19 protein-coding genes, 1 pseudogene and 1 riboswitch are annotated in these 23,273 nt (G+C 42.1%); of the genes and pseudogenes, 14 read left to right on the top strand and 6 right to left on the bottom strand.

Annotated features, from left to right (window positions below):
- Positions 1-14: 14 nt before the first annotated feature.
- A complete protein-coding gene (gene gloB / locus J7384_RS09975; RefSeq protein ID WP_209113571.1) occupies positions 15-800 on the bottom strand; it encodes a hydroxyacylglutathione hydrolase in 786 nt (261 codons plus the stop codon).
- 55 nt (positions 801-855) lie between these two features.
- On the opposite strand from gloB, the gene J7384_RS09970 reads away from it, so the two are divergent.
- The gene (locus tag J7384_RS09970) at positions 856-1,608 is read left to right on the top strand and encodes a class I SAM-dependent methyltransferase (RefSeq protein WP_209113569.1); all 753 of its coding nucleotides are present in this window, start codon (positions 856-858) and stop codon (positions 1,606-1,608) included.
- A 52-nt stretch (positions 1,609-1,660) separates the two neighbouring features.
- Positions 1,661-2,419: a Nif3-like dinuclear metal center hexameric protein gene (locus J7384_RS09965; RefSeq protein WP_209113567.1), complete on the top strand. Its 759-nt coding sequence runs from the start codon at positions 1,661-1,663 to the stop codon at positions 2,417-2,419.
- Here J7384_RS09965 and J7384_RS09960 read toward each other — a convergent pair.
- Positions 2,416-3,129, bottom strand: coding sequence for an ElyC/SanA/YdcF family protein (locus J7384_RS09960; protein WP_209113565.1), 714 nt, complete (start codon positions 3,127-3,129; stop codon positions 2,416-2,418). The genes J7384_RS09965 and J7384_RS09960 overlap by 4 nt on opposite strands.
- A gap of 224 nt (positions 3,130-3,353) precedes the next feature.
- Positions 3,354-3,566: riboswitch (Lysine riboswitch) on the top strand.
- 183 nt (positions 3,567-3,749) lie between these two features.
- Between J7384_RS09960 and lysC the strand changes: the two genes are divergently transcribed.
- Entirely contained in the window at positions 3,750-5,096 is a 1,347-nt protein-coding gene (gene lysC / locus J7384_RS09955; protein ID WP_209113563.1) for a lysine-sensitive aspartokinase 3, read from the top strand.
- Between the two features lie 61 nt (positions 5,097-5,157).
- Here the strand turns inward: lysC and J7384_RS09950 are convergent, their stop codons facing one another.
- Positions 5,158-5,646 carry a glutathione peroxidase gene (locus tag J7384_RS09950; protein WP_209113561.1) on the bottom strand — a complete coding sequence of 163 codons (489 nt, stop codon included), beginning with the start codon at positions 5,644-5,646 and terminating at the stop codon, positions 5,158-5,160.
- 127 nt (positions 5,647-5,773) lie between these two features.
- On the opposite strand from J7384_RS09950, the gene J7384_RS09945 reads away from it, so the two are divergent.
- Positions 5,774-6,640, top strand: a complete 867-nt coding sequence (locus J7384_RS09945; RefSeq protein WP_209113559.1) for an NAD(P)-dependent oxidoreductase — start codon at positions 5,774-5,776, stop codon at positions 6,638-6,640.
- 59 nt (positions 6,641-6,699) lie between these two features.
- Positions 6,700-7,572: a TraB/GumN family protein gene (locus J7384_RS09940; RefSeq protein WP_209113558.1), complete on the top strand. Its 873-nt coding sequence runs from the start codon at positions 6,700-6,702 to the stop codon at positions 7,570-7,572.
- Between the two features lie 50 nt (positions 7,573-7,622).
- On the opposite strand, the gene sbcB is transcribed toward J7384_RS09940, so the two are convergent.
- Positions 7,623-9,080: an exodeoxyribonuclease I gene (gene sbcB / locus J7384_RS09935; protein ID WP_209113556.1), complete on the bottom strand. Its 1,458-nt coding sequence runs from the start codon at positions 9,078-9,080 to the stop codon at positions 7,623-7,625.
- Between the two features lie 191 nt (positions 9,081-9,271).
- Here sbcB and J7384_RS09930 point away from each other — a divergent pair, with 191 nt between their 5' ends.
- Positions 9,272-10,030 (top strand): transporter substrate-binding domain-containing protein, encoded by a 759-nt coding sequence (locus tag J7384_RS09930; RefSeq protein WP_209113554.1) that lies wholly within the window; start codon positions 9,272-9,274, stop codon positions 10,028-10,030.
- 3 nt (positions 10,031-10,033) lie between these two features.
- Here the strand turns inward: J7384_RS09930 and J7384_RS09925 are convergent, their stop codons facing one another.
- Complete coding sequence (locus tag J7384_RS09925) at positions 10,034-10,582, bottom strand: zf-TFIIB domain-containing protein (RefSeq protein WP_209113552.1); 549 nt, start codon at positions 10,580-10,582, stop codon at positions 10,034-10,036.
- 204 nt (positions 10,583-10,786) lie between these two features.
- Here J7384_RS09925 and J7384_RS09920 point away from each other — a divergent pair, with 204 nt between their 5' ends.
- The 7 genes and pseudogenes from J7384_RS09920 to J7384_RS09885 all read left to right on the top strand — a co-directional run bounded on the left by J7384_RS09920 (position 10,787) and on the right by J7384_RS09885 (position 22,035).
- Positions 10,787-11,413, top strand: coding sequence for a hypothetical protein (locus J7384_RS09920; protein ID WP_209113550.1), 627 nt, complete (start codon positions 10,787-10,789; stop codon positions 11,411-11,413).
- Between the two features lie 105 nt (positions 11,414-11,518).
- Entirely contained in the window at positions 11,519-13,621 is a 2,103-nt protein-coding gene (locus tag J7384_RS09915) for a hypothetical protein (protein WP_209113548.1), read from the top strand.
- Between the two features lie 199 nt (positions 13,622-13,820).
- Positions 13,821-15,239, top strand: a pseudogene (locus J7384_RS09905) (DNA repair ATPase); the annotation flags it as partial.
- Positions 15,240-15,395: 156 nt separating this feature from the next.
- Complete coding sequence (locus J7384_RS19695) at positions 15,396-18,914, top strand: AAA family ATPase (protein WP_209113605.1); 3,519 nt, start codon at positions 15,396-15,398, stop codon at positions 18,912-18,914.
- Positions 18,915-19,045: 131 nt separating this feature from the next.
- Positions 19,046-19,960 (top strand): DUF6492 family protein, encoded by a 915-nt coding sequence (locus tag J7384_RS09895; protein WP_209113544.1) that lies wholly within the window; start codon positions 19,046-19,048, stop codon positions 19,958-19,960.
- A gap of 88 nt (positions 19,961-20,048) precedes the next feature.
- Positions 20,049-20,621: a tRNA-(ms[2]io[6]A)-hydroxylase gene (locus J7384_RS09890; protein WP_209113542.1), complete on the top strand. Its 573-nt coding sequence runs from the start codon at positions 20,049-20,051 to the stop codon at positions 20,619-20,621.
- Positions 20,622-20,703: 82 nt separating this feature from the next.
- On the top strand, positions 20,704-22,035 hold the full coding sequence (locus J7384_RS09885; protein ID WP_209113540.1) for a hypothetical protein: 1,332 nt from the start codon (positions 20,704-20,706) through the stop codon (positions 22,033-22,035).
- Positions 22,036-22,065: 30 nt separating this feature from the next.
- Here J7384_RS09885 and J7384_RS09880 read toward each other — a convergent pair whose 3' ends face one another.
- Positions 22,066-22,749, bottom strand: a complete 684-nt coding sequence (locus tag J7384_RS09880) for a DUF2982 domain-containing protein (RefSeq protein ID WP_209113538.1) — start codon at positions 22,747-22,749, stop codon at positions 22,066-22,068.
- A 146-nt stretch (positions 22,750-22,895) separates the two neighbouring features.
- On the opposite strand from J7384_RS09880, the gene J7384_RS09875 reads away from it, so the two are divergent.
- Positions 22,896-23,246, top strand: coding sequence for a hypothetical protein (locus tag J7384_RS09875; protein ID WP_209113536.1), 351 nt, complete (start codon positions 22,896-22,898; stop codon positions 23,244-23,246).
- Positions 23,247-23,273: the final 27 nt, after the last annotated feature.

Genomic DNA, 23,273 nt, shown 5'->3' with positions numbered 1-23,273 from the left:
TTTTGTAAACCATACTAGGCATTGTCTTTAAGCCGTCTAATAACGGCAAAAATTTCTGCTTGGTTGGTTAACGGCTGCTCGGTATTCGCTTTTGCGGTATTTATTACTTCAGGGCTGTCACAGCGCAAGAAGGGGTTAACTGCCAACTCGTGGCCAATATTACTGGGTAACGTAATAAGATCTTGCTGTCTCAGCTCAGTAACTTTGTTGTGGTAGTCGGCCAATACTTGATTGTTTGGCTCTATCTTTAAAGCAAAATTGAGGTTGGCCAAGGTGTATTCGTGCGTACAATAAACTGGCGTTTGCGGTGGTAGTTTGGCGAGCTTGTTTAATGATGTAGCCATTTGTTCTGCCGTACCTTCAAACAATCGTCCGCAGCCGCCTGAAAATAGGGTATCGCCACAAAACAACATTTCTGGATGATAATAAGCGATATGTCCGGCGGTGTGGCCAGGGACATCAATAATGTTAAAACTAATGCCAAGCGCGCAGATAGCAACCTGATCGGCTTCACTCAGTTTGTCGGTTAAGCCATCAATATTTTCACGAGCAGGGCCGTAGATGCTGATATTTGGGTATGCTGCTTTTAATTTTTTAATGCCGCCCGTGTGGTCTTTGTGGTGATGAGTAATTAAAATTGCCGCTAGATTTAAGTGGTTAGCTGTTAAGTGTTGGATGCAAACGTCAGCATCGCCTGGATCGACTAAAACCACATCTTTGCTCTGAACATTGCTGATTAACCAGATATAATTATCGTTAAAGGCGCGAATAGGGTTAACACTTAGTTGACTTTTGACCATGCTTGTTACTCAATAAATACTGACAATACGAGCACCATTATAAGAATTTTTTACTATGATGAAACCTGCGTTGGCATTTCGCCAACCCAAATCACCAGAACAATGGCAAGAATTGCCCAATGGTGATTACATTAAACAAGTACTTAGCGCTGAACTTGAAACTTGGTGGCCTAAGTTTTTCGGTTATCACTTATTGAAAATTGGTGCGCTTAGTGGGTGTATTGCCACCGAATCGAGTACGATAAAACATCAAGTAAAGTTAGCGCCAAGTGGCAAAAGTGCAGATGTTATTGCCGATATTGATGATTTACCTTTGTTGGAGCATAGCGTAGATGTTTGCTTGTTGGCTCATGCGCTGGAATTTACTGTTGATCCACATCACGTTGTCAGAGAAGCGGACAGAGTACTGATTCCCAATGGCTATTTGGTGATTACCGGCTATAACCCCTTTAGTTTCGCTGGTTTGAACAAGTTAGTTCCGTTTAGGCGGCAGCAACTACCGTGGAATGAACGTTTTTTTTCACCGCTTCGGGTTAAAGATTGGCTTCATTTAATGGGCTACGAAATCTTGTCTGATAGCCGTCACATTCACTCCATGCTAGCTAAAAGCAGTGAACTCGGCGTCGTTGGCCAAACCTGGCAACAACTTTGCGATAACTTTTTTTCGCGTCTGGGTTCGATTTATATTATTGTAGCCAAAAAACGACAACATCCACTAACGCCAATAAAACCCAAGTGGCGTATTCGACCTAAGTTTCAGCCGGTTAAAGTATCACCGATGAATTCGTCAAATAAAATCAACCAATAAACATCACTCGTGTGACTATCCGAGTGGTAAATCTTATTTAAAGTATAAAAATATGTTAGCTAGTGAATTAGAAAATTACTTAAATCAATTACTAAAACCTGAACAAATTAGAGACTTTTGCCCCAACGGTTTGCAAATACAAGGCAAAAAAGAGATTAACAAGGTCGTTAGCGGCGTTACTGCTACTGAGGCATTGATTAACGCAGCGATTGCGCAAAATGCTGACGCCATTTTGGTTCACCACGGCTATTTTTGGAAAAATGAATCGTATGTTATCCGTGGTATGAAGCACAAACGGATCAAAGCATTGCTGGATAATGATATTAATTTGTTTGCCTATCATTTGCCGTTAGATATCCACCCCGAGCTGGGTAATAACGCACAACTCGCTCAGTTGCTAGACATAACAGTAACTGGGCCGCTCGAGCTTGGTAACGATAAAAGTGTCGCGATTCAAGGGCAATTAGCTGACGCTATTTCGGGAGAGGCGCTGGCGAGCCGTATCAATCAGCGTTTAGCAAGAGCGCCATTGCACATTGCTCCGCCTTCAAACAAACCAATTAAAACCGTCGCTTGGTGCACTGGTGGCGGTCAAAGTTATATTGAGCTAGCTGCCGAGCAGGGCATTGATGCCTTTATTAGCGGCGAGGGCTCTGAACAAACAACTCACGTCGCGCACGAAATGGATATCCACTTTTTCGCCGCCGGCCATCATGCGACCGAGCGTTATGGCGTTAAAGCACTCGGTCAACACTTAGCTCAAGAAACCGGTTTAGCGGTTGAGTTTATTGATATTGATAATCCTATCTAGCTTTTTAACCATTGCCATAGTTGACCAAGACGTTCGTACCAAGAGCGCGTAGTTTTATTTAAAGACCTCGCGCTTGGCATAAAATAACCCCAGTGCTTTTCTCGCTTGGTATCACTATTAGTTGTGTGACTCGCGGGCGCTGGAATAACTTCAACACCTTGTTGTTTAAAGAAAGTAACGGCGCGTGGCATATGATAGGCATTTGTGACTAACACCGCTGTTTTGCCTTTGATTCTTGGCGCAATGAGTTCAGCTTCTTCTTCGGTATCTTGCGGGAAATTTTCAGTGATAATTTTTCGTTCAGGAACCCCTAATAGCATTGCCGCTTGCTTGACTTTTTCCGCATTGCTAACTGTATCGCCGCCGTAGCCGGAAGTAATCATATACGCATTGGGGTTTTGTCGATAAATCCGTATACCTTCTACCAGTCGCTCTAATGAGCAACTCCAAAGCTCACTGGTTGCTGGTAAGCTGGCATCACTGGTGTGACCGCAGCCCAAAATAATGATGTAGTCGACCGGTTTACTAGCGTAGCTAAAGCTTTCGTATTGATGCTCTAGTGGATAAGTTAACCAATTAGCAACTGGCGGAAATGCAGAGAGAAACAATAAACCGGTTGCAGATAATAGGCTGTAAAAACTTATTTTGGGCTTTAGCTTTTTTGTGAGGATACTAATCAGCAGTAAAATCAAGACAAGATTGATTGGCATAATGAGGGTGCCAATGAGTTTTTTTAAGAGAAATAAATCCATGATACTGACAAAATAACGCGTAAAGCTTATCGCTAGACTATAACAAGTTTTTGATCGCTTTGTCTTTTTTTCTAAATGATGAAAAATATTTGCCTTAAATCAAATAGACGTCTAAAAGGCTATTGAATTTGGTGGCAGATTAATGTTTAATAACAGCGCTTTTAGCGTTTAATCGCGATAAAAGCACCAGAAGAGGCGCGGAAACTAGGCAGTTTATCTGAAGAAGCACAATTCTAACGATGATAAATCAGGGAGTTTACCGCCGAGGGTAATAACCTTTGTGGCAGGTTATGGCTCGGTTGACCAGGTTGAATCCTGGCGACTGTCACCATTGTCAAGTGAAGTGAATCAAATGATGACACAGTTGGCAATAAGGGTGGAGAGCTTCTGGCGAAGATTTGTCAAACGAGTGACCGCGTTCACTCGTTCACCAGGTTTATTCAGCCATGCTCTTCGTAATTTATCTGCATTAGCCTATTGCTATTGCATATAGCGAGATTTTATTACGTGTTTTCAGTCACAAATATGTTTGTTTTCAATACCTCATTATTAATCAATTCAGTTAGCGTGGAGGTATCATGTCTTTAACGGTAGCTAAGTTTGGCGGCACAAGTGTTGCCGATTATCAAGCAATGGTGCGTTGCGCCAACATCATTAAACAAGATGAAAATTGTCGTACCGCTGTGGTCTCAGCCAGTGCTGGCGTCACAAATTATTTGGTACGTCTAAGCCAAGCCGAAGTGCCTGCCGCTGAGCAAGCGAGTATTATTACAAGTATTAGTGAGATTCAGCACAATATTACCGCACAGCTCGCGGCCGAACATGATCTAAACCGCGAGATAGCTCTATTGTTAAACGAGCTAACTGAGCTTGCGAAACAACAATCAAATCATTACAGCTTGCAAAACGCCGATGCGATTTTATCTTACGGTGAGCAGATGAGCTCATTAATTTTTGCTGAGGTACTGCGTTCAATTGGTTTACCTGGTATTCAATTTGACGTTAGACAAGTGATGAAAACGAACAGTGCTTATGGCCAAGCAAATGTTGATATTGAGCAACTAAAACAAGCAAGCCAAGCGGTATTACAGCCGTTGTTACAAGAGCATATTGTCGTCACTCAAGGTTTTATTGGTCAAGACAGTTTAGGTTATACCACGACTTTAGGTCGCGGTGGTTCAGATTACAGTGCCGCATTGCTTGCTGAAGCATTAGACGCAACAAAACTCGCTATTTGGACCGATGTTGAGGGCATATTTACCACCGACCCTCGCATTACCGATCAAGCCCGTTCAATTCCTGAGATCAGCTTTGGCGAAGCTGCCGAGATGGCGACATTTGGCGCAAAAATATTGCACCCTGCGACCTTGATACCGGCAATGCGTCAAAACATTCCTGTGTTTGTTGGTTCAAGTAAAGAGCCTGAAAAAGGTGGTACGCGAATTCAACAAGAAGTAGCATCAAAACCAACCTACCGTTCAATTGCCTTGCGCCGCCAGCAGAGCTTAGTGACGGTAAAAAGCCCCGAAATGCTTCACGCAAGTGGCTTCTTAGCTAAAGTATTTGCTATTTTAGCTAAGCACGAGCTCAGTGTTGATTTAATTACCACTAGTGAAATTAGTGTTGCGCTTACTTTTGACAACCCAACTGCCTCTAGTCAGCATTTGATTACCCAAGCCGTTGTTGAAGAACTTGAACAACTCTGTGAAGTCACCGTTGAGCACGGTTTGTCGCTGGTTGCGGTCATCGGCAATGGTTTAAATGCAGCCAAAGGATTAGGCCGAGATATTTTTCAAAAAATTAATGATTTCAATATCCGCTTAATTTGTCATGGTGCTAGCAGCAATAACCTTTGTTTCTTAGTGCCAGAAGAGAATGCTAATACCATTGTTGAACAACTCCACGACCGCTTGTTTACACAATAGTAATTGGTAATAAAAGAAAAAGGGAGCATTAGCTCCCTTTTTTTGATCTTAAATCTTAGGGTTACTCTGCTAATAGTTTTTCAATATCGGCTTCAATTGCTTCTGGGCGAGTCATTGAACCGTAACGTTTGACAACTTTACCTTGTTTATTAACCAAAAACTTAGTGAAGTTCCATTTGATACTTTGACTGCCAAGCAAGCCTGGCGCTTGTTGTTTCATATGTTGGTAAAGTGGGTGAGCGTTATCACCGTTGACCTCTATCTTGGCAAATAGTGGAAAACTGATTTTAAAATTGAGATCGCAAAATTCTTTGATCTCATCATTACTGCCTTTTTCTTGCTGTTTAAACTGATTACATGGGAATGCCAGTACTTCTAAGCCTTGCTCTTGATATTTTTGGTAGAGCTTTTGCAAACCTTCATACTGCGGCGTAAACCCGCAATTACTGGCGGTGTTAACCACGAGCAGAACTTTGTCTTGAAAGCTCGAAAAATCGATAATCTGACCGCGATAGTCTTCTGCGCTAAAGCCATGTACTGTGCTTGTCATAATAAATCCCTAAAGTGTAATGTTGTTAGCAATATAGAGACAATGGCTCAAAATAACAATAGGCTAATGACCAATACCTGAGTAGAATCAATATTATTATTAATAACTTAAACAGCAGAGAATCGTGATGAAGTTAGCGTTTATTGGCCTAGGTGTGATGGGCTATCCAATGGCAGGACATTTACAAAAAAGTGGACATCAAGTGTGTGTTTACAATCGCACGGAAGCTAAAGCGATAGCGTGGCAGCAAGAATACGGTGGAGACTATGCTATTACACCTAGGCTAGCGAGTGAGAACGCAGATATTGTTTTCTGTTGTGTTGGCAATGACGACGATGTTCGACAAGTTGTTTTGGGTGATGATGGCATTTTAGCGGGCTTAGCAAGTGACAAAATATTAGTTGATCACACTACGGCATCAGCTGAATTGGCCAAAGAACTGAGTAGTGCTGCCGCTGAGCAAGGCGTAAAATTTCTAGATGCCCCTGTCTCTGGTGGTCAAGCAGGCGCAGAAAACGGCGTGTTAACGGTAATGGTCGGCGGCGAACAAGAAGCCTTTAACGTTGTTGAACCTGTCATGTCCGCTTACGCTAAATTTAGCCAGTTAATGGGGGATGTCGGTAGCGGACAGCTCGCTAAAATGGTCAATCAAATTTGTATTGCTGGCGTTGTTCAAGGACTTGCTGAAGGCTTTAGTTTTGCCGAAAAAGTCGGTTTAGACCCAGATAAGTTAGTCGCGACTATTGCTAAAGGGGCTGCTGGTTCTTGGCAAATGGAAAACCGTTATAAAACTATGTTTGCTGGCGAATATGAGTTTGGCTTTGCCGTTGATTGGATGCGAAAAGATTTGTCGATAGCATTTAACGAAGCTGATAAGCATCAAGTTGACTTGTCTGTTGCTCGTATGGTTGACGGTTTTTATCAAGAGGTTCAAGATCTTGGCGGCAACCGTTGGGACACTTCAAGTTTAATTGCTCGCTACAAGAATAAGTGATATTACTAGCTCTGTATTGTTTTCAGTGTTGAGTGTTTTAGTTAATTAAAGGAAATATGATGAAATTTAAATCAAAACTAATCGGTTTAGCCGCAAGTGCCGCGTTGTTAGCTGCCCCTTTGAGTCAAGCAGCGACATCTGTTTGGAAAGTCAGTAAAGGCGATGACTATATCTATGTAGGTGGTACCGTTCATATCTTGCCACAATCTGAATTTCCGTTGCCGGAGGCTTTTGATAAGGCTTACCAAAGTACCCAAAGTATCGTTTTAGAGGCGGATTTGCCCGCAGATGACGATGTTCAAGCTCAAGTTGCCATGATGCAAAGAGTAAGTTACAGCGATGGTCGAACCTTGAAATCAGTACTTGATGATAACGCTTATCAGGCACTTGCCCAATACCTAGCAGGTTTTGGTGCCAATGTTGAGATGGTCAATAACTTTAAGCCCGGTATGGTGTCAACCATGATGACGGTAATGGAAGCGCAAAAAGCACAAATGGGTGACAAAGGTGTTGATGCCTACTATGACAAACTTGCCAGTAAAGACCAGAAGTTGGCGGAATACTTAGAAACAGTTGAATTTCAATTGGATATGATTGCCGGCCTAGGTGAAGGTTACGAGAGTAAGTTTGTCACCATGGCGATAGAACAAGTTAGTGACTTTAAACCTATGATGACATCACTGATTCAAGCATGGCGAAAAGGCGACGCTAAAACAATGGTAGAGCTTGTCCACGAACCGGTGTTAGCAGAAGATCCAACCATGTATAAGGCTGTTTTTACCGATCGTAATCTTAACTGGATTCCAAAGTTAGAAGGCTTATTTGGCGATCAAGATAAAGAGTTTGTTTTGGTTGGTGTTGGTCACTTAGTGGGCAAAGATAACGTGTTATCTTTACTGACTAATAAAGGATACAAAGTAGAGCAGCTATAAGTTTGTTTTAACGTCATTAAAAAGGCGAGCATGGCTCGCCTTTTTTGTTATTACGCCTGTAAGTATTCGTAAAGTGCCTTTAATACTGACATCTTAGCGCTATTGGTTTCATGCTCATGGGCTAAGTTTTCTAACTTCATCATAAATTCTTCAGCGCTTAAAATACCTCGGCCACCATTTTGCAGCTTATTTTGACAGTACTGTTGCCACTTTGCCTGTTCGCCGCTGTCTAATAAGTGAGGAAAGTTGCGGGCGCGATAATTGAACAGCATAGGCGCTAAGCGCGAGTCTTCAAATTGAAAAGGGTGGCTGCCCAATTGCTCCGCTGGTAGTTGATGCAAAATTTCCATTTGCGCCTTGTCACTTTCACTGAAAAATTTACCTGAGTACAAAGCCTGTTCAGCTTCAGTATCCGGTTCAAACTCATTATTTTCAATAAACACTTCTGAGAGTTTTTCTCTAATTTCAGGAAATTCTTTAAGCTTTTTCAAATTGTCCAAACAGAATTCTCGTGGAATCGCCAAACGCTCTGCATTTTCCGGTAGTAAGGTTTTGGCGGGCGCGACAACTGGGCATTTATTAATGTGAATCAGTTTGACTGGAATCGGCAGCTCGTCAGGACCAAGGTCTTTATACGAGGTGTATAAACGCGTTTTAATTTGCTCACTAGTCAAGTCAAATAACGACGTTAAATCCCGCGCTAAATCAATAGCAATAACAGCATTTTTGTTGCTTGGGTGATAGCTAACTGGCGCAAACCAGCTGGTACAACCGTGTTCAGACGAAATCTTACTTGAGGTATGAACAATCGGCGTCATGTTATAAACATCAATGGTTTCTGCAACTTTGCGTTTATTTCTCAGATCAAACAAAAATTGATAAAGCTTAGGTTGCTGTTCTTTAATCAGTTTTGCCATGGCAATAGTGGCGTAGACATCACTCATGGCATCGTGAGCAGCTTCGTGGCTAATGCCATTTGCTTTGGTTAGTAGCTCTAATCTAAAGCTGACCCGAGCCTCGCCGGTCTCTTCATCGGTAACTTTAGGCCATTCTATGCCGTCAGGACGTAAAGCATAGCAGGCTCTAACCATATCAATTATATCCCAACGGCTATTGCCATTTTGCCATTCACGGGCATAAGGATCGTAAAAATTGCGATAAAACAGATAGCGACTAACTTCATCGTCAAAGCGAATATTGTTATAACCGGCAACACAAGTATTTGGCTGAGTGAATAACTGTTGAATTCGGTCGGCAAATTCCGCTTCAGTTAAACCTTCACGCAGTGCTTTTTGCGGTGTTATTCCCGTCACTAGCGCAGCTTCTGGATGCGGCAAATAATCAGCAGGGGGTTGGCAGTAGAAAACTTCTGGTTCACCTATGATGTTTAGCGATAAGTCGGTGCGAATGGCTGCAAATTGTGAAGGTTTGTCGTATTTAGGAGAAACGCCCCACGTCTCATAATCGTGCCAGAGAATAGTGGGTTGCTGATTTGATTGTATCGCCATGGTGTTGCGGTAGAAGCTGTTTGAGATAGCACAATATTATCACAGATGTTTGAAACAAGGGTATAAGCTACTGTTATTGAGTAATAAATAATGTGAGGTTGCATAAATTTTAGCAACTGGTTACAGTGAAATGCCTATCAATAATGGAACCTTGTTCTTTCAAATAGCACATGGGACGAAGCAAAAGTACTTTGAAAAATGCTTTACTGTCTTGGACAGTTATTAGCGCTTTACTACTTTTATGGTCAAACGGCAGTGTTAGTCAAGAACAGCAAAAGCAAATAGTTTTGCTCGGCGCTGACGTACCACCGTTTTCATGGCAGCAAGACAGTGACGTTGTTGGCATCAATATGAATATTGTTGAGCATGCGGCGGAGCGTCTTGGAATAAAGGTCAATAAACAGATAGTACCGCTCAAGCGAGCACTAACCGTGCTCGACCATCAAGCTCATCATTATTTTGTCGGTCTTGCTCGCACACCAGAGCGCGAAGAACTCTACCAATGGGTTGCACCACTAATTTCTACCCGTATCGGCTTGCTTAAGCTAAATGATAGTACAAGCTCAAATGCTGATTTTGATGATGAACAACATTATCGGGCAAAAATATGTGTTCATTACGACACCCCAATGCAAGCTTGGTTGTTGGAAAACAATGAAGCTGATTTTATTGCTGTTACCAATGAGCAAGCCTGTCTAAAATTGTTGTCGAACAAATTAGTTAAGTACTGGTTTACCGAATTTCACTTAGCACGGTATTTAATCAAGCAGGCCAATATTCCAACTCATCAGATTGTCGAAGATAAATTGATCATGCAGCCAAAACTCTATTTGGCTACATCATTAAACGCTGACTCAAAAACTATTGAACAATGGCGCAAAGAGTTAAATAGTATGGCCAGTAAAGGCCAGTTCAGGAAGTTTGTTCAACGGTATGTTGATGATTATTAAGTATTACCTTTCAGCCGAGTAGGGATCTTCAGCGAGTATATACGCTCTTAAATCAGCTTTGTTTGATTGTGAGTTCAACCATTCCCTAATTTTTCTAATTTCTTGGTACTGCTCTACACCAAATTTACTTTGGTAAATTTCTGAAAAATTATTTTTTGCGCTCTCTGCTCTTATAGTATTTTGCCAATTAGTGGTTAATATATTGTTTAATGAACCGGCAAGCTTTTCTTCTTTCAATAATTCCCATTCACCTTTGTCTAGCCAAACTCCGCCTACAGCTGAGCTATAGTCAAGACTATGACTGGTTTCAGCACTAATCCTAAACTTTCTCATAATAGAGCCGCTAACGGGGCAAAGCATAGCACCAGTAGGCTCGTCAATAACTTCAGTTATATCAGAGGAAAATTGATGCTCAGGGTTCCGATCTTTCCACGAAACATAATCTTCAATTAATATCCAATTACCACCACAGTTTTGGCAGGTATGTGCACGAAATAGATCATCAATAAAACTCGGTATCAAACTACCATTGTTACAACTCGTACATTTCATTTTATTTTCCTTTACTAATTTTCTGATTATGAGTAAATGTAACTCACAGCAAAGTATAAATTAAGTAACCTTTAGTTAACAAATAAGTTTTAACTTGACATATTATGTCTTGATGTTTATGTTACTTAAAAGTTAATTAACGCTTGTTTTCTAATCTTGTTGTGTAATTAGCGAAAAATAATAAAAAATTTTAAGGATTAAAATATGGAAATGCTTTATGCAGTTTCAACAACCTTTCCCACCATTATTTACACCGTTTTATTGGCCGTGTTGATCATTTATTGGTTGATTGGCTTATTAGGTATTGTCAATTTAGATTTAGACGGTGATATTGATATCGATCTAGAGTCTGAAAGCGACTTGTCAGCGATGTCAGGCTTGCTGCTAACATTCGGCTTAACCGGCATACCATTATCTATTGTCTTGAGTTTTCTGGTATTAATCGCTTGGTTATTGAGTTTCTATACTCAATTCTATTTACTAACCATGATCCCAAGTGGCGCCTTGTATTATCTCGCCGGAGCAGTCAGCGCAGTCGCAGTATTTTTTGTCGCACTGCCAATCGTTGGTATGATCATTAAGCCATTCAAAGGCCTTTTTAAAGCAAGTAATACAGTGACTAGTCAAGGCCTCATTGGCAAAGAAGCGGTTATTGCTACTAGCACAGTAAGCGATAGTTTTGGTCAAGCGCGAATTTTTAACGACGGTGCAGAGTTACTGGTCGACGTTCGATCAGATTCTGTTCATCACCTAAAAAACGGCGACAAAGTACTGATAATCGAATATCAAGCAGATAGCCATACTTATGTGGTTGCGCCATATCCAAGTTAACCAATTATTTGAACACTCATTAATCATTGTTACCCCAGCTAAAAAGTATATACAGATAAATCAGAGCAAGTTGACGCTCATTACATTGCATAAGAGGAATTTTGCATGGTCACGGAACCTTTATATTTAGCCATAGGCATTGGCGTACTCTTTGTCTTTTCACTACTGTTAATGGTTGCCAAGTTTTACAACAAGGTAGAACAAGGGCAGGCATTAATTGTTAACAAATTGGGGGCTGAACCAGATATCAGTACCACAGGTGGCTTAGTTATTCCTATCATCCACAAGAAAGAAGTGATGGATATCTCAACTAAGCGCATGGTATTAGAGCGCAAAGGACGCTCGGGTCTGATTTGTCAGGACAATATTCGCGCTGATATCGTGATTACTTTTTATATTCGCGTTAACGAAACCAAAGAAGACATTCTTCGAGTGGCAAAACAAGTGGGTTGTGAGCGTTCTTCGTACCCTGAGACTTTGCAAGAATTGTTTGAAGCCAAATTCTCTGAAGCACTCAAAACAGTCGGTAAGCAGCTTGAGTTTGCCGAATTATTCACTCAGCGCGATATTTTTCGCGACAAAATAAAAGAGGTCATTGGTCAAGATCTTTCTGGTTATGTCCTGGAAGATGTCGCTATCGACTTCCTTGAACAAACCTCAATCAGTGATTTAGATCCGAATAACATTATGGACGCCGAAGGTATCCGACGCATCACTGAGTTGACAGCAGCCCAGTCAGTTGAAACCAATGATTTAAAACGCCAAGAAGAAATTCGCATCAAACGTCAAGACATTGAAGCGAGTGAAAAAAGACTTGAACTAGAGCGTCAGCTTGCCGATGCCGAAGCCAAGCAAGCCCGTGAAGTAGCTAGTGTTAAAGCGCGAGAAGAAGCCGAAACGGCGCGTGTTGTTGAAGAAGAGCGCAGCAAAGCCGAACAAGCTCGCATTGAAACTGAGCAGTTAATTGCAGTTGCTGAAGAAAACAAGCTAAGAGAGACTGAAATAGCCGAGCAAAATCGCATGCGCGCAGTTGCTATTGAAGAAGAAAAAGTAACCCGTGCCCGTGCGATAGAAGCTATTGACCGCGAAAAAGAAGTGGAAACCTTGCGTATCGACAAAGAAAAAGCGCTGGAAGTAGAGCGCAAAAACATTGCCGATGTTCAGCGCGAGCGCATCGCGGTTGATAAGAGCGTTGCTGAAGAAGAAGAGCGCATCAAAGACTTGCGCGTGGTTTCTGAGGCGAATCGTCAAAAAGATCAGCAAGTGATTTTGGCAAAAGCTGAAGCCGAAGAAGCATTGGTGAAAGATATTGAGTCGGCCAAAGCCGAAGAACAAGCCGCGGCTCACCTTGCCAATAAAATGCAAACTATCGCCGAGGCAGAATTAAAAGCCGCTAGCAAGCAAGCGGAAGCGAAGAAGATTTTAGCTGAAGGTATTCAGGCGGAGACTGCATCGGCAGGTTTGGCGGAAGCACAAGTGATTGAAGCACAAGCAGCAGCTAACGAAAAACAAGGTGTTGCAGACGCTAAAGTGCGCGCAGAACAACTGGCAGCAGAAGCTGACGGCCAGCGTAAAATTGGTCTTTCTGAAGCAGAAGTTCAACACGCACAAGCTAAAGCACTCGAAGAGCGCGGCGAAGCCGAAGCGAAAGTCCTAGAGCAAAAACTGACGGCAGAAGCTAAAGGTATTGAAGAAAAAGCGCTGGCAGAAGCAAAAGGTTTACGCGAGAAGCAAGACGTGCTCAATGCCATGACTGACCAAGCACGTGAATTTGAAACCTTTGGCCTTAACCTGAGTCAACAACGTGAATTAACACTGGCGGAATATGACACCAGTGTTCAGCTTGCAGAGAAGCAAGCAGAGGTATTGGCAACGGCATTGGGTGAAGCCAATATCAATATTATGGGTGGCGATGGCGACTTCTTGAAACAGTTTATGAAGTCGATAACTGTCGGTAAGTCTTTGGATGGCTTAGTTAACGAGAGTGAAACCTTGCAAACCGTATTCAAAGATCATTTAAATGGCGATAGAAATTTACTCGACGATTTAAAAGGTGTTTTAGCCGGCGCTTCTGAGTCGAGTGAGACCATCAAAAACTTCTCGATGGCGCAGTTGTTGTCGTCACTGAATAATGCCGACGAATCTCAACGCAGTGCATTAGCCAATTTGTTAAAAATTGGTACCGCCAGTAATGGTGAAAGCAAGTAGTTAAGCTATTTGAAATCAGTAAGCTCAGTTGGTTGATATTGGTTGACTAACTGAGCTTGTGTTTATCATTTTTACATCTGAGTTATTTTGACTAAAGGTGTTGTGGTAGCAATGCCTTTACCGATCTTTTTAATATCTTTAGTCACAGTAATTTTAGTGCCTTGTTGCCAAACTTTTAGCGTATATACAGGAGTGGTCAATGACTGATAAGGAAGACATCACCAATCAAGCCGTTGCAGAAGGTGGCTCTTATGAGCTGATTCAGCGCAGGTTATCAACTCTCGGTGACAATCTTAATCAGCAATTAAAACAGCTCAACCAAAATCGAATTGATACCTTTGGTAGCACAGAAATGTCTGTGAGCGCCAGAGTTAGAGTGCGCACTGAGCACAACTGTGTCGCGCGTGATATTGCCGCTATCGGCGATGTGTTGCTGTTTGGCTATAACGTTTTTCTCGGTCTCAAGTGAAATATCACGGTCGCTGATGTCTTTAGTTTACATAAGGTAGAAGAGCAGGACGGAGAAAGCCAGATTGTCGATTTGCCGATTGAAGGCAGTTTCTTAGCCGATAGCGATTTTGTCCGAGATTTCGACGAACTTTATACTTATTACAAAAAGACCTACTTGGCACATGTTTTTAGGCAGGGCAGTAAAGTATTTGCCATTTTCAGTATTGGTGAGCGCGCGGACGATATTCGCGTGTTTCAGTGGGGCATCGACAGTCAGCATCAAGTTAAGTACATCGACAATCGTGGTGAGCGCGACATCAAGCGCCATGAAAATTACGACTTTGAATGGCTAAAAGCGGGCCGCGATCAACAAGAGCAAGGCAAGCACCCACATTTCAATTTATTTGACGAGCTTTTTGTTGAGACCATTGGCGGTAATTTAACCTTAAAAGTAGAAAATAACACTGAAGATGGTGTTGGTATTTACAGTGAGCCAGTTGATGATGCGCACCAATCATTAGACGATGCAGAAATACACTACGCCAAAGTTGGCGCATTGATTTTATTAAAAGTTAAACCGTATCGGGAGCAGCAAACCCGCCATTTAATTTACAATTGCAAAACACAAACTGTACTAAGACAAGATGCCATTGGCCACGCTTGTGTGCAATTGCCGGAAGATCACGGCATTATTTTCCCCGGTGGTTACTATTTGCAAAGTGGTGAACACAAACACTTTGACGACAACGCTGAAGATTTGGAGTTACATCGCGTCGTTAAATCACCCAACGGCGAAGATTTTCTTTATATATTTTATGAGCCAAACGAAGGCCAATACGCGCTATTTAGCTATAACTTAATCACTCGAACTTTACAAAATCCAGTCTACGGCCACGGCCAAAGTATTTATAACGACGGCCATGCCGTAATTTTCAATGCAGAAGCGGAGCCCTCGCGCATTCACACCATGCAAATTTGGCAAACGCCATTTTGTAGTGAAGAGCATGCAAGTAACCAACCCGTTGATAACAGCTTCTATGGCCGCGTTGGCAACCCTGAATTAGTTCGAGGAATATCCGACTTTTATCACATAGTTAAGTGTATTGCAAAGCCACAACCAAGTTTGTCCCACTACAACGATTTAGTAAAAGACGCCAAGAAGCTATTTGATAATTATCACTGGCTGAATGACAGCGAAGTGGCGGATTTACAAGCGCTAATCACTCAGGTTGTTGAAACCTCCGAGTTGGTGCTTGACGAGTTTGAAAAAGTGCTCAGCATTCAGCAGAAATCTAGTCAGGCTCTGGCGAATTGTCAGCAGTCGATGGCGCGCTTTAATGACCAAGTTCAACCGCAAAACTTTGAAAGTGCAGCGCAATACGTTGAAAGTTTACAAGCGCTGACCGAGTTTAATGGTGAAATTATTTCTGCTAAAGAGCTTCGCTACATTGACGTTGAAGCACTTGAGCTTATTGAGGAAAACCTCAGTACATTAACCCAAACACTAAGCCAAGCAACCGCTGATTTTTTACAAAAAGAGCAAGCTTTAGCGCCTTATTATCAGCAAATTGATAACCTTACTGAGCAAGTCAATCAAGCAACGTCGATCACCGAATTATCTCCCATTAGTGACGAGATCGCGCACTTGGTCGCTGGCCTCGAACTGCTCAATCACATTATGCTGTCGCTGGATATTGAAGACAGTCGGCAGCGAACAAAAATACTCGAAGATATTTCTGCTGTTTTTGGTCAGGTTAATCGCGTTAAGGCAGAAGCAGAACTGGCGAAGAAAAAAGTTGGCTCTGAAGAGGCCAAAGCCGAATTTGGCGCTCGCTTTAAACTGCTGAGCCAAAGTGTTACCAGTGCGTTAAATGCCAGTGATAGCCCAGAAGCTTGCGATAAACAGCTGTCGTCTTTATTGGTGCAACTAGAAGAGTTCGAAAGTCAGTTTAGTGACTACGACGAGTTTTATCAGGAGATTTTGGTCAAACGCGACGAAATCTACGATAATTTTGAGCAACACAAACAGCAACTGGTTGATCAAAGGCAGCGTCGCTGCGCAAACCTAATGACGGCGGCAGAGCGCATTGTTCAGTCGATTACTCGTCGCGCCAGTACCTTTAAAGATACCAATAAACTCAATAGCTATTTTGCTGCTGATCCTATGATTACAAAGCTGCGCCAACTGATTGAGCAATTGCGCAGTTTAGATGATAACGTCCGAGCTGATGATTTAGCGGCAAAACTCAAAAATGCCAAAGAGCAGGGCATTAGAGCATTGCGCGACAAAACGGATATTTACTCCGATGATGGCAGTTTAGTCAAAATTGGCGATTATCAGTTTTCCGTCAACAATCAAGCATTAGAGCTGACCTTACTGCCTCGTGAGCAGCAAATGATGTTACACATTATCGGTAGTGATTATTACCAAGCGTTAGACGAAACACTATTTGAAAACACTCAACACTTATGGCAGCAAAACTTAGTTTCAGAATCTTTAGAAACATATCGCGCTGAGTACTTGGCGGCATCGATATTGTTTGAAGCAGAAAGTAAAGGACAAGTGGCTGTTGATGCGTTAGTTGGGCTGGCTGAGCAAAAAGAGCTCGCTGAGTTGATTAGAGTTCAGGCTGAAGCGCGATATCAAGAGGGCTATGACAAAGGTGTTCACGATGTTGATGCTGCGGCAATTTTAACCGAGTTATTGCGTTTAAAATCACAAGTCGGTTTACTGGCATATAGTGCAGAGCAGCGCTTATTGGCGATTGGCTACTTATATCTGGGGTGTGATGCTAGTGCTAGACAAGACTTGATACAGCGCTGTCAGAACTTAGCACTTATGACACAAGCCTTTGGCGATAACCCTTTGCGTAAACAACTGATTAACGAGCTTACTAGTGCGTTAGCGGACTTTTGCCAGCAAGAGCAATGGTTGGCGGTTGATTCAACAGAGTTCAGTGTCGTCGCGGATTATTTACTGGCGGAATTAGCCAATGGTGAACTCATTTTTGTTATCCGCAAGCAATCTAAAGAGTTGCTTGAGGATTTTCAAAAACAACTTGCCAATAAGGGCTTAACGAGCAAAATAATGCAAGCGTTAGCTGCCTGTAAAACCGCGCAGCAGCAGTATCAATTGCATTTTGCTTGGTTGAGCAGCTATTGTCAGCATTTAAGTCAAAAGGACAATACACAAACTAAATCAGAGACTGATGCGAACAACAATGCACAAGTAGTATCGACAGAAATGATGGTGGAAGTTTGTTCCGTGTTGTTATTTAACGGTGACAGTTCGGTTATTGTCGACGATGCCAGTAAAGCGCCAAACCCTGAGTTTTATGCGCTCGATGTTGACACAACCACAAGTGTTCCAGGGCTTCTTGGCCAACATAAAAGGATTAATGATCGAAGCCTAGTGATTGATTATCAGTCATTTATCAATCGCTTGCGCCAGTTTAGCCAGATTCAGGTACCGGCGTTTAAAGCGTTTCACCAGTTAAAACAAGAAGTTTTAGAGCAGCAGCGCAAACAGTTGCGCTTGCACGAATTTATGCCTAGCGCACTGTCTTCATTTGTTCGCAATAAGCTGATTAACGATGTTTATTTTCCAATTATCGGTGCCAATTTAGCAAAACAAATCGGTGCCGCTGGCGCGGATAAACGCTCTGACTTAATGGGTTTACTACTGCTAATTTCTCCGCCGGGATACGGTAAAACAACCTTGATAGAGTATGTCGCAAGTAAGCTCGGCATGACCTTTGTAAAAATTAACTGTCCCTCTATTGGTCACGAGCAAGTTTCGTTGGATCCCTGCCAAGCCACTAATTCAACAGCCCGCAGTGAAGTTGAAAAAATCAACTTAGCCTTTGAAATGGGTAACAATGTTATGCTCTATCTCGATGATATTCAGCATACCAATCCTGAGTTCTTACAAAAGTTTATCTCGTTATGTGATGGCTCGAGAAAAGTTGATGGCGTGTGGAATGGCGAGAGTAAAACCTATGATATGCGCGGTAAAAAGTTTGCTGTCGTGATGGCGGGCAACCCATACACAGAATCTGGTGAAGCCTTTACCATCCCCGATATGCTCGCCAACCGAGCTGATATTTACAACTTGGGTGATACTTTAAGCGGTCGAGAGCACGAATTCTCGCTGAGCTTTATCGAAAATAGTTTAACCAGCAATCCGTATTTGGCGCCGTTGGCAATGCGCGATATGGAAGACTTATATCAATTAGTTAAGCTGGCAGATGACAACAGTGTTGGTGAAGAGGCGAGTGCGAGTAACCTGAAACACGGCTACTCGCAAGCCGAAGTCAACGAAATCGTGGCGGTGATAAAACGGATACGCCACATTCAAAAGACGGTGTTAAAAGCCAATGAGCAATATATTAAATCTGCCGCTCAAGATGATAAGTATCGCACTGAACCGCCGTTTAAATTGCAGGGTAGTTACCGCAATATGAACAAAATGGCTGAAAAAGTCGTACCTGTGATGACCGAACAAGAGCTTGAACAGTTGATTGGTGATCATTATCGCGGCGAGGCCCAAACCCTAACCGTCGGCGCCGAGGAAAACTTACTGAAGCTTGCGGAATTAAGAGATACATTAACAAGTGAGCAAGCACAGCGCTGGCAGCAAATAAAATCTGATTACGCGCGTCATCAAAGCTTGGGTGATGAAGAAGATTCAGTAAAAGCGATCGCGAATCAAATTGCGCTACTTAAGGATTCAGTTAATCAAATTGCCGGCTCAATTAACCCAGGAGATGCTAAAAATTTAAAGGACATAGAAAATACATTGGCTTCGTTACAAGGCGAGACCAATGACGTCATCAGTGATTAATGGCCTTGTTATCTATCACCTCTTAGTTTTTCAGACTGGTGAAAACTTGTATAACTAATAATTGTTCTTATTTAAAAAAACGCTAGAATACTTACCATATTCTGGCGGGTTTTAGTTTTTAGGGTTTTATTATGGCAATAGGGGCTGTTTTACCTCTTTGTATTCGCGGTAGTTATGACGTCGACGATTTGGGACGCACTGAAATTCTCTTTCGCAGCTTAACGGCGTTTGCCGAGCCCGGTATGTTTTCAACATTTTTGATTGTGACGCCGCCCGATGAAGTTGACATCGTCAATCAGCGCTTAGAGAAATGGCAGCATCTTAATCCTGTAGTTATTTCCGAAGAAGCATTAATTCCAGAACTGAGTAAATATGCTCATGTTCGCGGCTGGCGCAAGCAGCAACTCGTTAAAATCGCCGCGGCCCAATATTTAAAAGAAGATTTTTATTTAACCTTTGATGCTGATGTTATCTGCTTAAAACCATTGACTATGGACAAGTTAATCATCGATGGTAAGGCTTTGTTACAGTATGAAAGCAGAGAATTACATCCGAAGTGGTGGAAGTCTTCAGCGCGCATGTTAAAAATGTCACCAGATGTTGGCGAAGCTGGTGTTGGTATGCACATTACCCCATCAATTTTAGCAAAAAATATTTGCTTAAAATTGATTTCTGAACTCACTGAACTTTGGGGTAAGCATTGGGTTGATGAAATCTGTTCACTTCACAATGCCAAAGATCCGCGCAATTGGTCTATTTTTCGTTATCTGCGCTCACGATGGACGGAATATTCTTTGTATTATATGTGCGCCCACAAGTTCGGTATGTTTGATAATTATCACGTAGTTGCCGGCAGAGGAGATAACCCACAGCTACTGATGATCCATGATTCTCACCCCTATGAGACCTGGGATGTCGAAAAAAGTTTTTCAGACCGTTGCCCAGGCCTATTCTGTGTCGTTGGCAGTAAAACCTTTTTAGAACCCGATGTTGTTTGGCAAAAAATTAGTCCATATATCCCCGAGAAGAGCGTTCATCAAGGTTAATTGCTGGATTGTTCATTGTCACCATTTTTAAGGCGTGTAAAATACACGCCTATTTTATTGTTATTCTGTAAATTGAATTAGTTTTCCTATGTTTGAACTGAAATATAAAACGCCTTTTGAATGGACTGAAGCTGTCATGGCTGATTTTGATGCTTTTTTGGCAGATCACGCAGCGGCAGAGAAAAAAGCTTCAGGTATGGCGGTTTCGATGCTGTCTCATTATCCTGATCGCAAGAAGCTAGTGCGCGCGATGACCGATTTAGCCATTGAAGAGCTTATTCACTTTAAACAAGTGCTAAAATTGATGCAGGCAAGGGACGTTACCTTAGCTAACGACGAAAAAGATTTATACATCAAAAAAATTCGCAGTATTTTTCGCAACGGTCGCGACGTCTTCTTTTTAGACAGATTGCTAGTTGCCGGTGTCATTGAAGCACGCGGTCATGAACGTTTTGACTTAGTGTCACAAGCATTGCCTGAAGGCAAAGAGAAAGACTTTTACGTTGCCATTGCCAAATCAGAAGAGAAACACAAAAACTTGTTTGTTGAATTGGCTTATGAGTATTTCGACAAAGCTGAAGTTGACCAGCGTTTAGTAGAAATTTTAGATTTTGAAGCTGAAGTTTGCGCTCAGTTGCCGCACCGCGCCGCTTTGCACTAGTTTTTGAGTTATCTAATAAATTTGCTCAACACTGTTAGCACAAGTCGAGTGGGTAAAAGTCTATTATGAGTCTAGTAAGTGCGTGAAAAACGTATTAGATAAATATCTACGCCAATATGCTGAGCCTCAAGTTGAGCATATTAGTGATATGTCGGCGTTATTAGGCTCGGAGCATATATTCGATAACGTTGTTGTTATTCCCGCCTATTGTGAAAGAGTAGAATTTATCGAGCGATTTTTTAGCTCAGCACTTGGTCAGCAAAACGCATTAATGATCCTTGTTGTTAATCAGCCTGATAGCGCGACAACTAATATACAACAACTGAGTTTATGGCAGGACGCACTGACACTAGCTGAAAATAAAATCGAATGGCAAAGCTGTGACGGTAAACTCGTATTAGTTACGCCGCAAAATTCTCAGCCGAAACAGCTCAAGTCTGACCAAAAAAACTCTACAAAAACAAAGGCTAAGCTACTGTTGGTTGACTGTTTTAATGAGCCATTACCTGTCAAACAAGGCGTGGGTTTGGCTCGTAAAATTGGTGTCGATATTGCGGCGCAACTTGTGGCAAATGGCATAGTTAAAAGTCGCTGGCTGCATTCATCAGATGCCGATGCAAGCCTTCCTGATGACTATTTTACGGTCACTAATCAGCTATCAATTGACTATCACATTGCAATTTACAATTTTGATCACCAGTGTGACAACGCAAACGTGCATTGGGCCAACCAGCTCTACCAACAAGCACTGAGTTATTACGTCTCAGGTTTACGCTATGCAGGCTCTCCTTATGCGTATTACACCATTGGCAGTATTTTAGCGTTTGATGTTAACGCCTACGCAAAGGTTAGGGGGTTTCCGAAACGATCGGCTGGCGAAGATTTTTACCTGCTTAACAAATTAACCAAACTCTCAGAATTCAATCCAGAACCAAGCACCCAGTGCGGTTCAACAAGGCCAGAATCACAGTACAACCACTATTTTTTTGACGACTGTGAAATAGTGCTCAAAGCCAGAACATCAGACCGAGTGCCGTTTGGCACAGGACCAGCAGTACAAAAAATTCTTAGCTTAAAAGAGCAGGGCGAAGACTATTGTTATTATCAGCCGCAGCTTTTTGAGTACTTGAAATTTACGTTGAATGCCTTTAGTGACCTAGCTCAGCGTTCGCATGAATTTGAGAGGTGGTTGACCGGTTTACCCGTGGATTGCCAACGCGCTTTACTAGCAATTGGGCTTGAACAATTTGTCTTAAAACACCAAGGTGATGGCAAAAAACAATTTAACCAACAATTACACACTTGGTTTGATGGTTTTAAAACGTTAAAGTTTATTCATGCTTTACGCGATTGTGGTTACCCAGACATAGCGTTAACTGAGGCAATTGCACAAGCAAGTTGGATCAATAGCTAATAATATCGGCTAACCAGATTTAACTAAAAATCACTCATCATTAGCTTGGTAGTTACCAGCACTAGATCGGCACTGCTTGAGCAGTTGATTAAATTCATCAAGGGTTCTATCAGCGCTATTGGCGGGCAAATATAAGTGGTAACCGAGCGCTTCTTGTAAGCGCTCTGCTTGATGCAAAAATGCGGCAATTGGGCCTTTAATTTGGCTGTTGTCACTGAGTTGAAAAGGCTCAAAGTTCATTTGGCTTTGTTCTATGGTTAGCAGCTGTTGTTGCACCGAATGGACGAGCAAAATGCGTTGCTCGTGAATTAAACGGTTAGCCAGCCTTGGTGATATTTTATTAGCTAATGTCGAAAGATCGTGTAACCGAATACCAATGTACGGCAATTGTAATCGCTCTAGTCCATGGCTTGAAGTAATGACATTAATATTGGCGATTTCGGGCCAGCTCAGTTGCCAGTTACCGTATTTGTGGTAATAGCTGATTTTTTCCGGGGTAATAGAAAAACTAATTGGCGGTTCAAGTAATTTGGCGATGCCTAATGCCAGTGAAACCAAGCTGGCAGAAATTAAAAAAATCAGTGGTAGTTTTGCTTTAAGCCAAAAAAACTGGCTAATTATTAATAAAATAGCTAGAGAAATCAGACCTATACAGGTTAAGAATAGTCCGTTGTGTTTCGCTTGAGGCTTAATCTCAATTTCGGGTAAGGCCATATTCTCTTCAATAAAACTATATTCTTTTAGATCTCGGTAACTTAGTTAATATCGCAAAATTGTCACTTGTTTAACAGAAAAAAGATCGCTAGATTTAAATGGTAAGCATGGAAAAACATCAAAATGGATAGTAGATGGAGTAGTTTATGATCACCACTGAAGTTGTTGTAAAAGATCGTAAGGCAAGCCGGAGCAGCCACCATGAAATGGCAAGGATCATCGCTGTGCTCAGTTATTTCACCTTTGTTGGCTGGCTGATTGCGCTGTTAATTTACGGTCAAAATAAGTCTGCCTTTGCTCGATATCACCTGCGCCAATCTCTTGGCATCTTGATTACCTTTTGTTTGTTATCGCTCATCCCGCTAGTTGGTTGGTTACTAACTGTACTCGTTGTTGTTGCTTGGTGCTATGGCGTGCTTTCAGCGTTAACGCTGCACAAATACCGCCTGCCATATTGCGGCGATTTTTATCAGAGCCATTTGAGTTTTATTTCTTAAAAACTCATCAGCCGTTAATTTGATAGA

Origin of the sequence: Endozoicomonas sp. G2_1, from assembly GCF_017744155.1 — a bacterium.
Taxonomy (GTDB): Bacteria; Pseudomonadota; Gammaproteobacteria; order Enterobacterales; family Alteromonadaceae; genus JAGHQT01.
Note: the sequence above shows the minus strand (reverse complement) of the source record. Positions and strands in the feature narration are given on the sequence as shown.

Coding starts and splice junctions, on each gene's coding strand:
- gloB (WP_209113571.1), bottom strand. CDS start 800: ATGGTCAAAAGTCAACTAAGTGTTAACCCTATTCGCGCCTTTAACGAT.
- J7384_RS09970 (WP_209113569.1), top strand. CDS start 856: ATGATGAAACCTGCGTTGGCATTTCGCCAACCCAAATCACCAGAACAA.
- J7384_RS09965 (WP_209113567.1), top strand. CDS start 1,661: ATGTTAGCTAGTGAATTAGAAAATTACTTAAATCAATTACTAAAACCT.
- J7384_RS09960 (WP_209113565.1), bottom strand. CDS start 3,129: ATGCCAATCAATCTTGTCTTGATTTTACTGCTGATTAGTATCCTCACA.
- lysC (WP_209113563.1), top strand. CDS start 3,750: ATGTCTTTAACGGTAGCTAAGTTTGGCGGCACAAGTGTTGCCGATTAT.
- J7384_RS09950 (WP_209113561.1), bottom strand. CDS start 5,646: ATGACAAGCACAGTACATGGCTTTAGCGCAGAAGACTATCGCGGTCAG.
- J7384_RS09945 (WP_209113559.1), top strand. CDS start 5,774: ATGAAGTTAGCGTTTATTGGCCTAGGTGTGATGGGCTATCCAATGGCA.
- J7384_RS09940 (WP_209113558.1), top strand. CDS start 6,700: ATGAAATTTAAATCAAAACTAATCGGTTTAGCCGCAAGTGCCGCGTTG.
- sbcB (WP_209113556.1), bottom strand. CDS start 9,080: ATGGCGATACAATCAAATCAGCAACCCACTATTCTCTGGCACGATTAT.
- J7384_RS09925 (WP_209113552.1), bottom strand. CDS start 10,582: ATGAAATGTACGAGTTGTAACAATGGTAGTTTGATACCGAGTTTTATT.
- J7384_RS09920 (WP_209113550.1), top strand. CDS start 10,787: ATGGAAATGCTTTATGCAGTTTCAACAACCTTTCCCACCATTATTTAC.
- J7384_RS09915 (WP_209113548.1), top strand. CDS start 11,519: ATGGTCACGGAACCTTTATATTTAGCCATAGGCATTGGCGTACTCTTT.
- J7384_RS19695 (WP_209113605.1), top strand. CDS start 15,396: ATGGCGCGCTTTAATGACCAAGTTCAACCGCAAAACTTTGAAAGTGCA.
- J7384_RS09895 (WP_209113544.1), top strand. CDS start 19,046: ATGGCAATAGGGGCTGTTTTACCTCTTTGTATTCGCGGTAGTTATGAC.
- J7384_RS09890 (WP_209113542.1), top strand. CDS start 20,049: ATGTTTGAACTGAAATATAAAACGCCTTTTGAATGGACTGAAGCTGTC.
- J7384_RS09880 (WP_209113538.1), bottom strand. CDS start 22,749: ATGGCCTTACCCGAAATTGAGATTAAGCCTCAAGCGAAACACAACGGA.
- J7384_RS09875 (WP_209113536.1), top strand. CDS start 22,896: ATGATCACCACTGAAGTTGTTGTAAAAGATCGTAAGGCAAGCCGGAGC.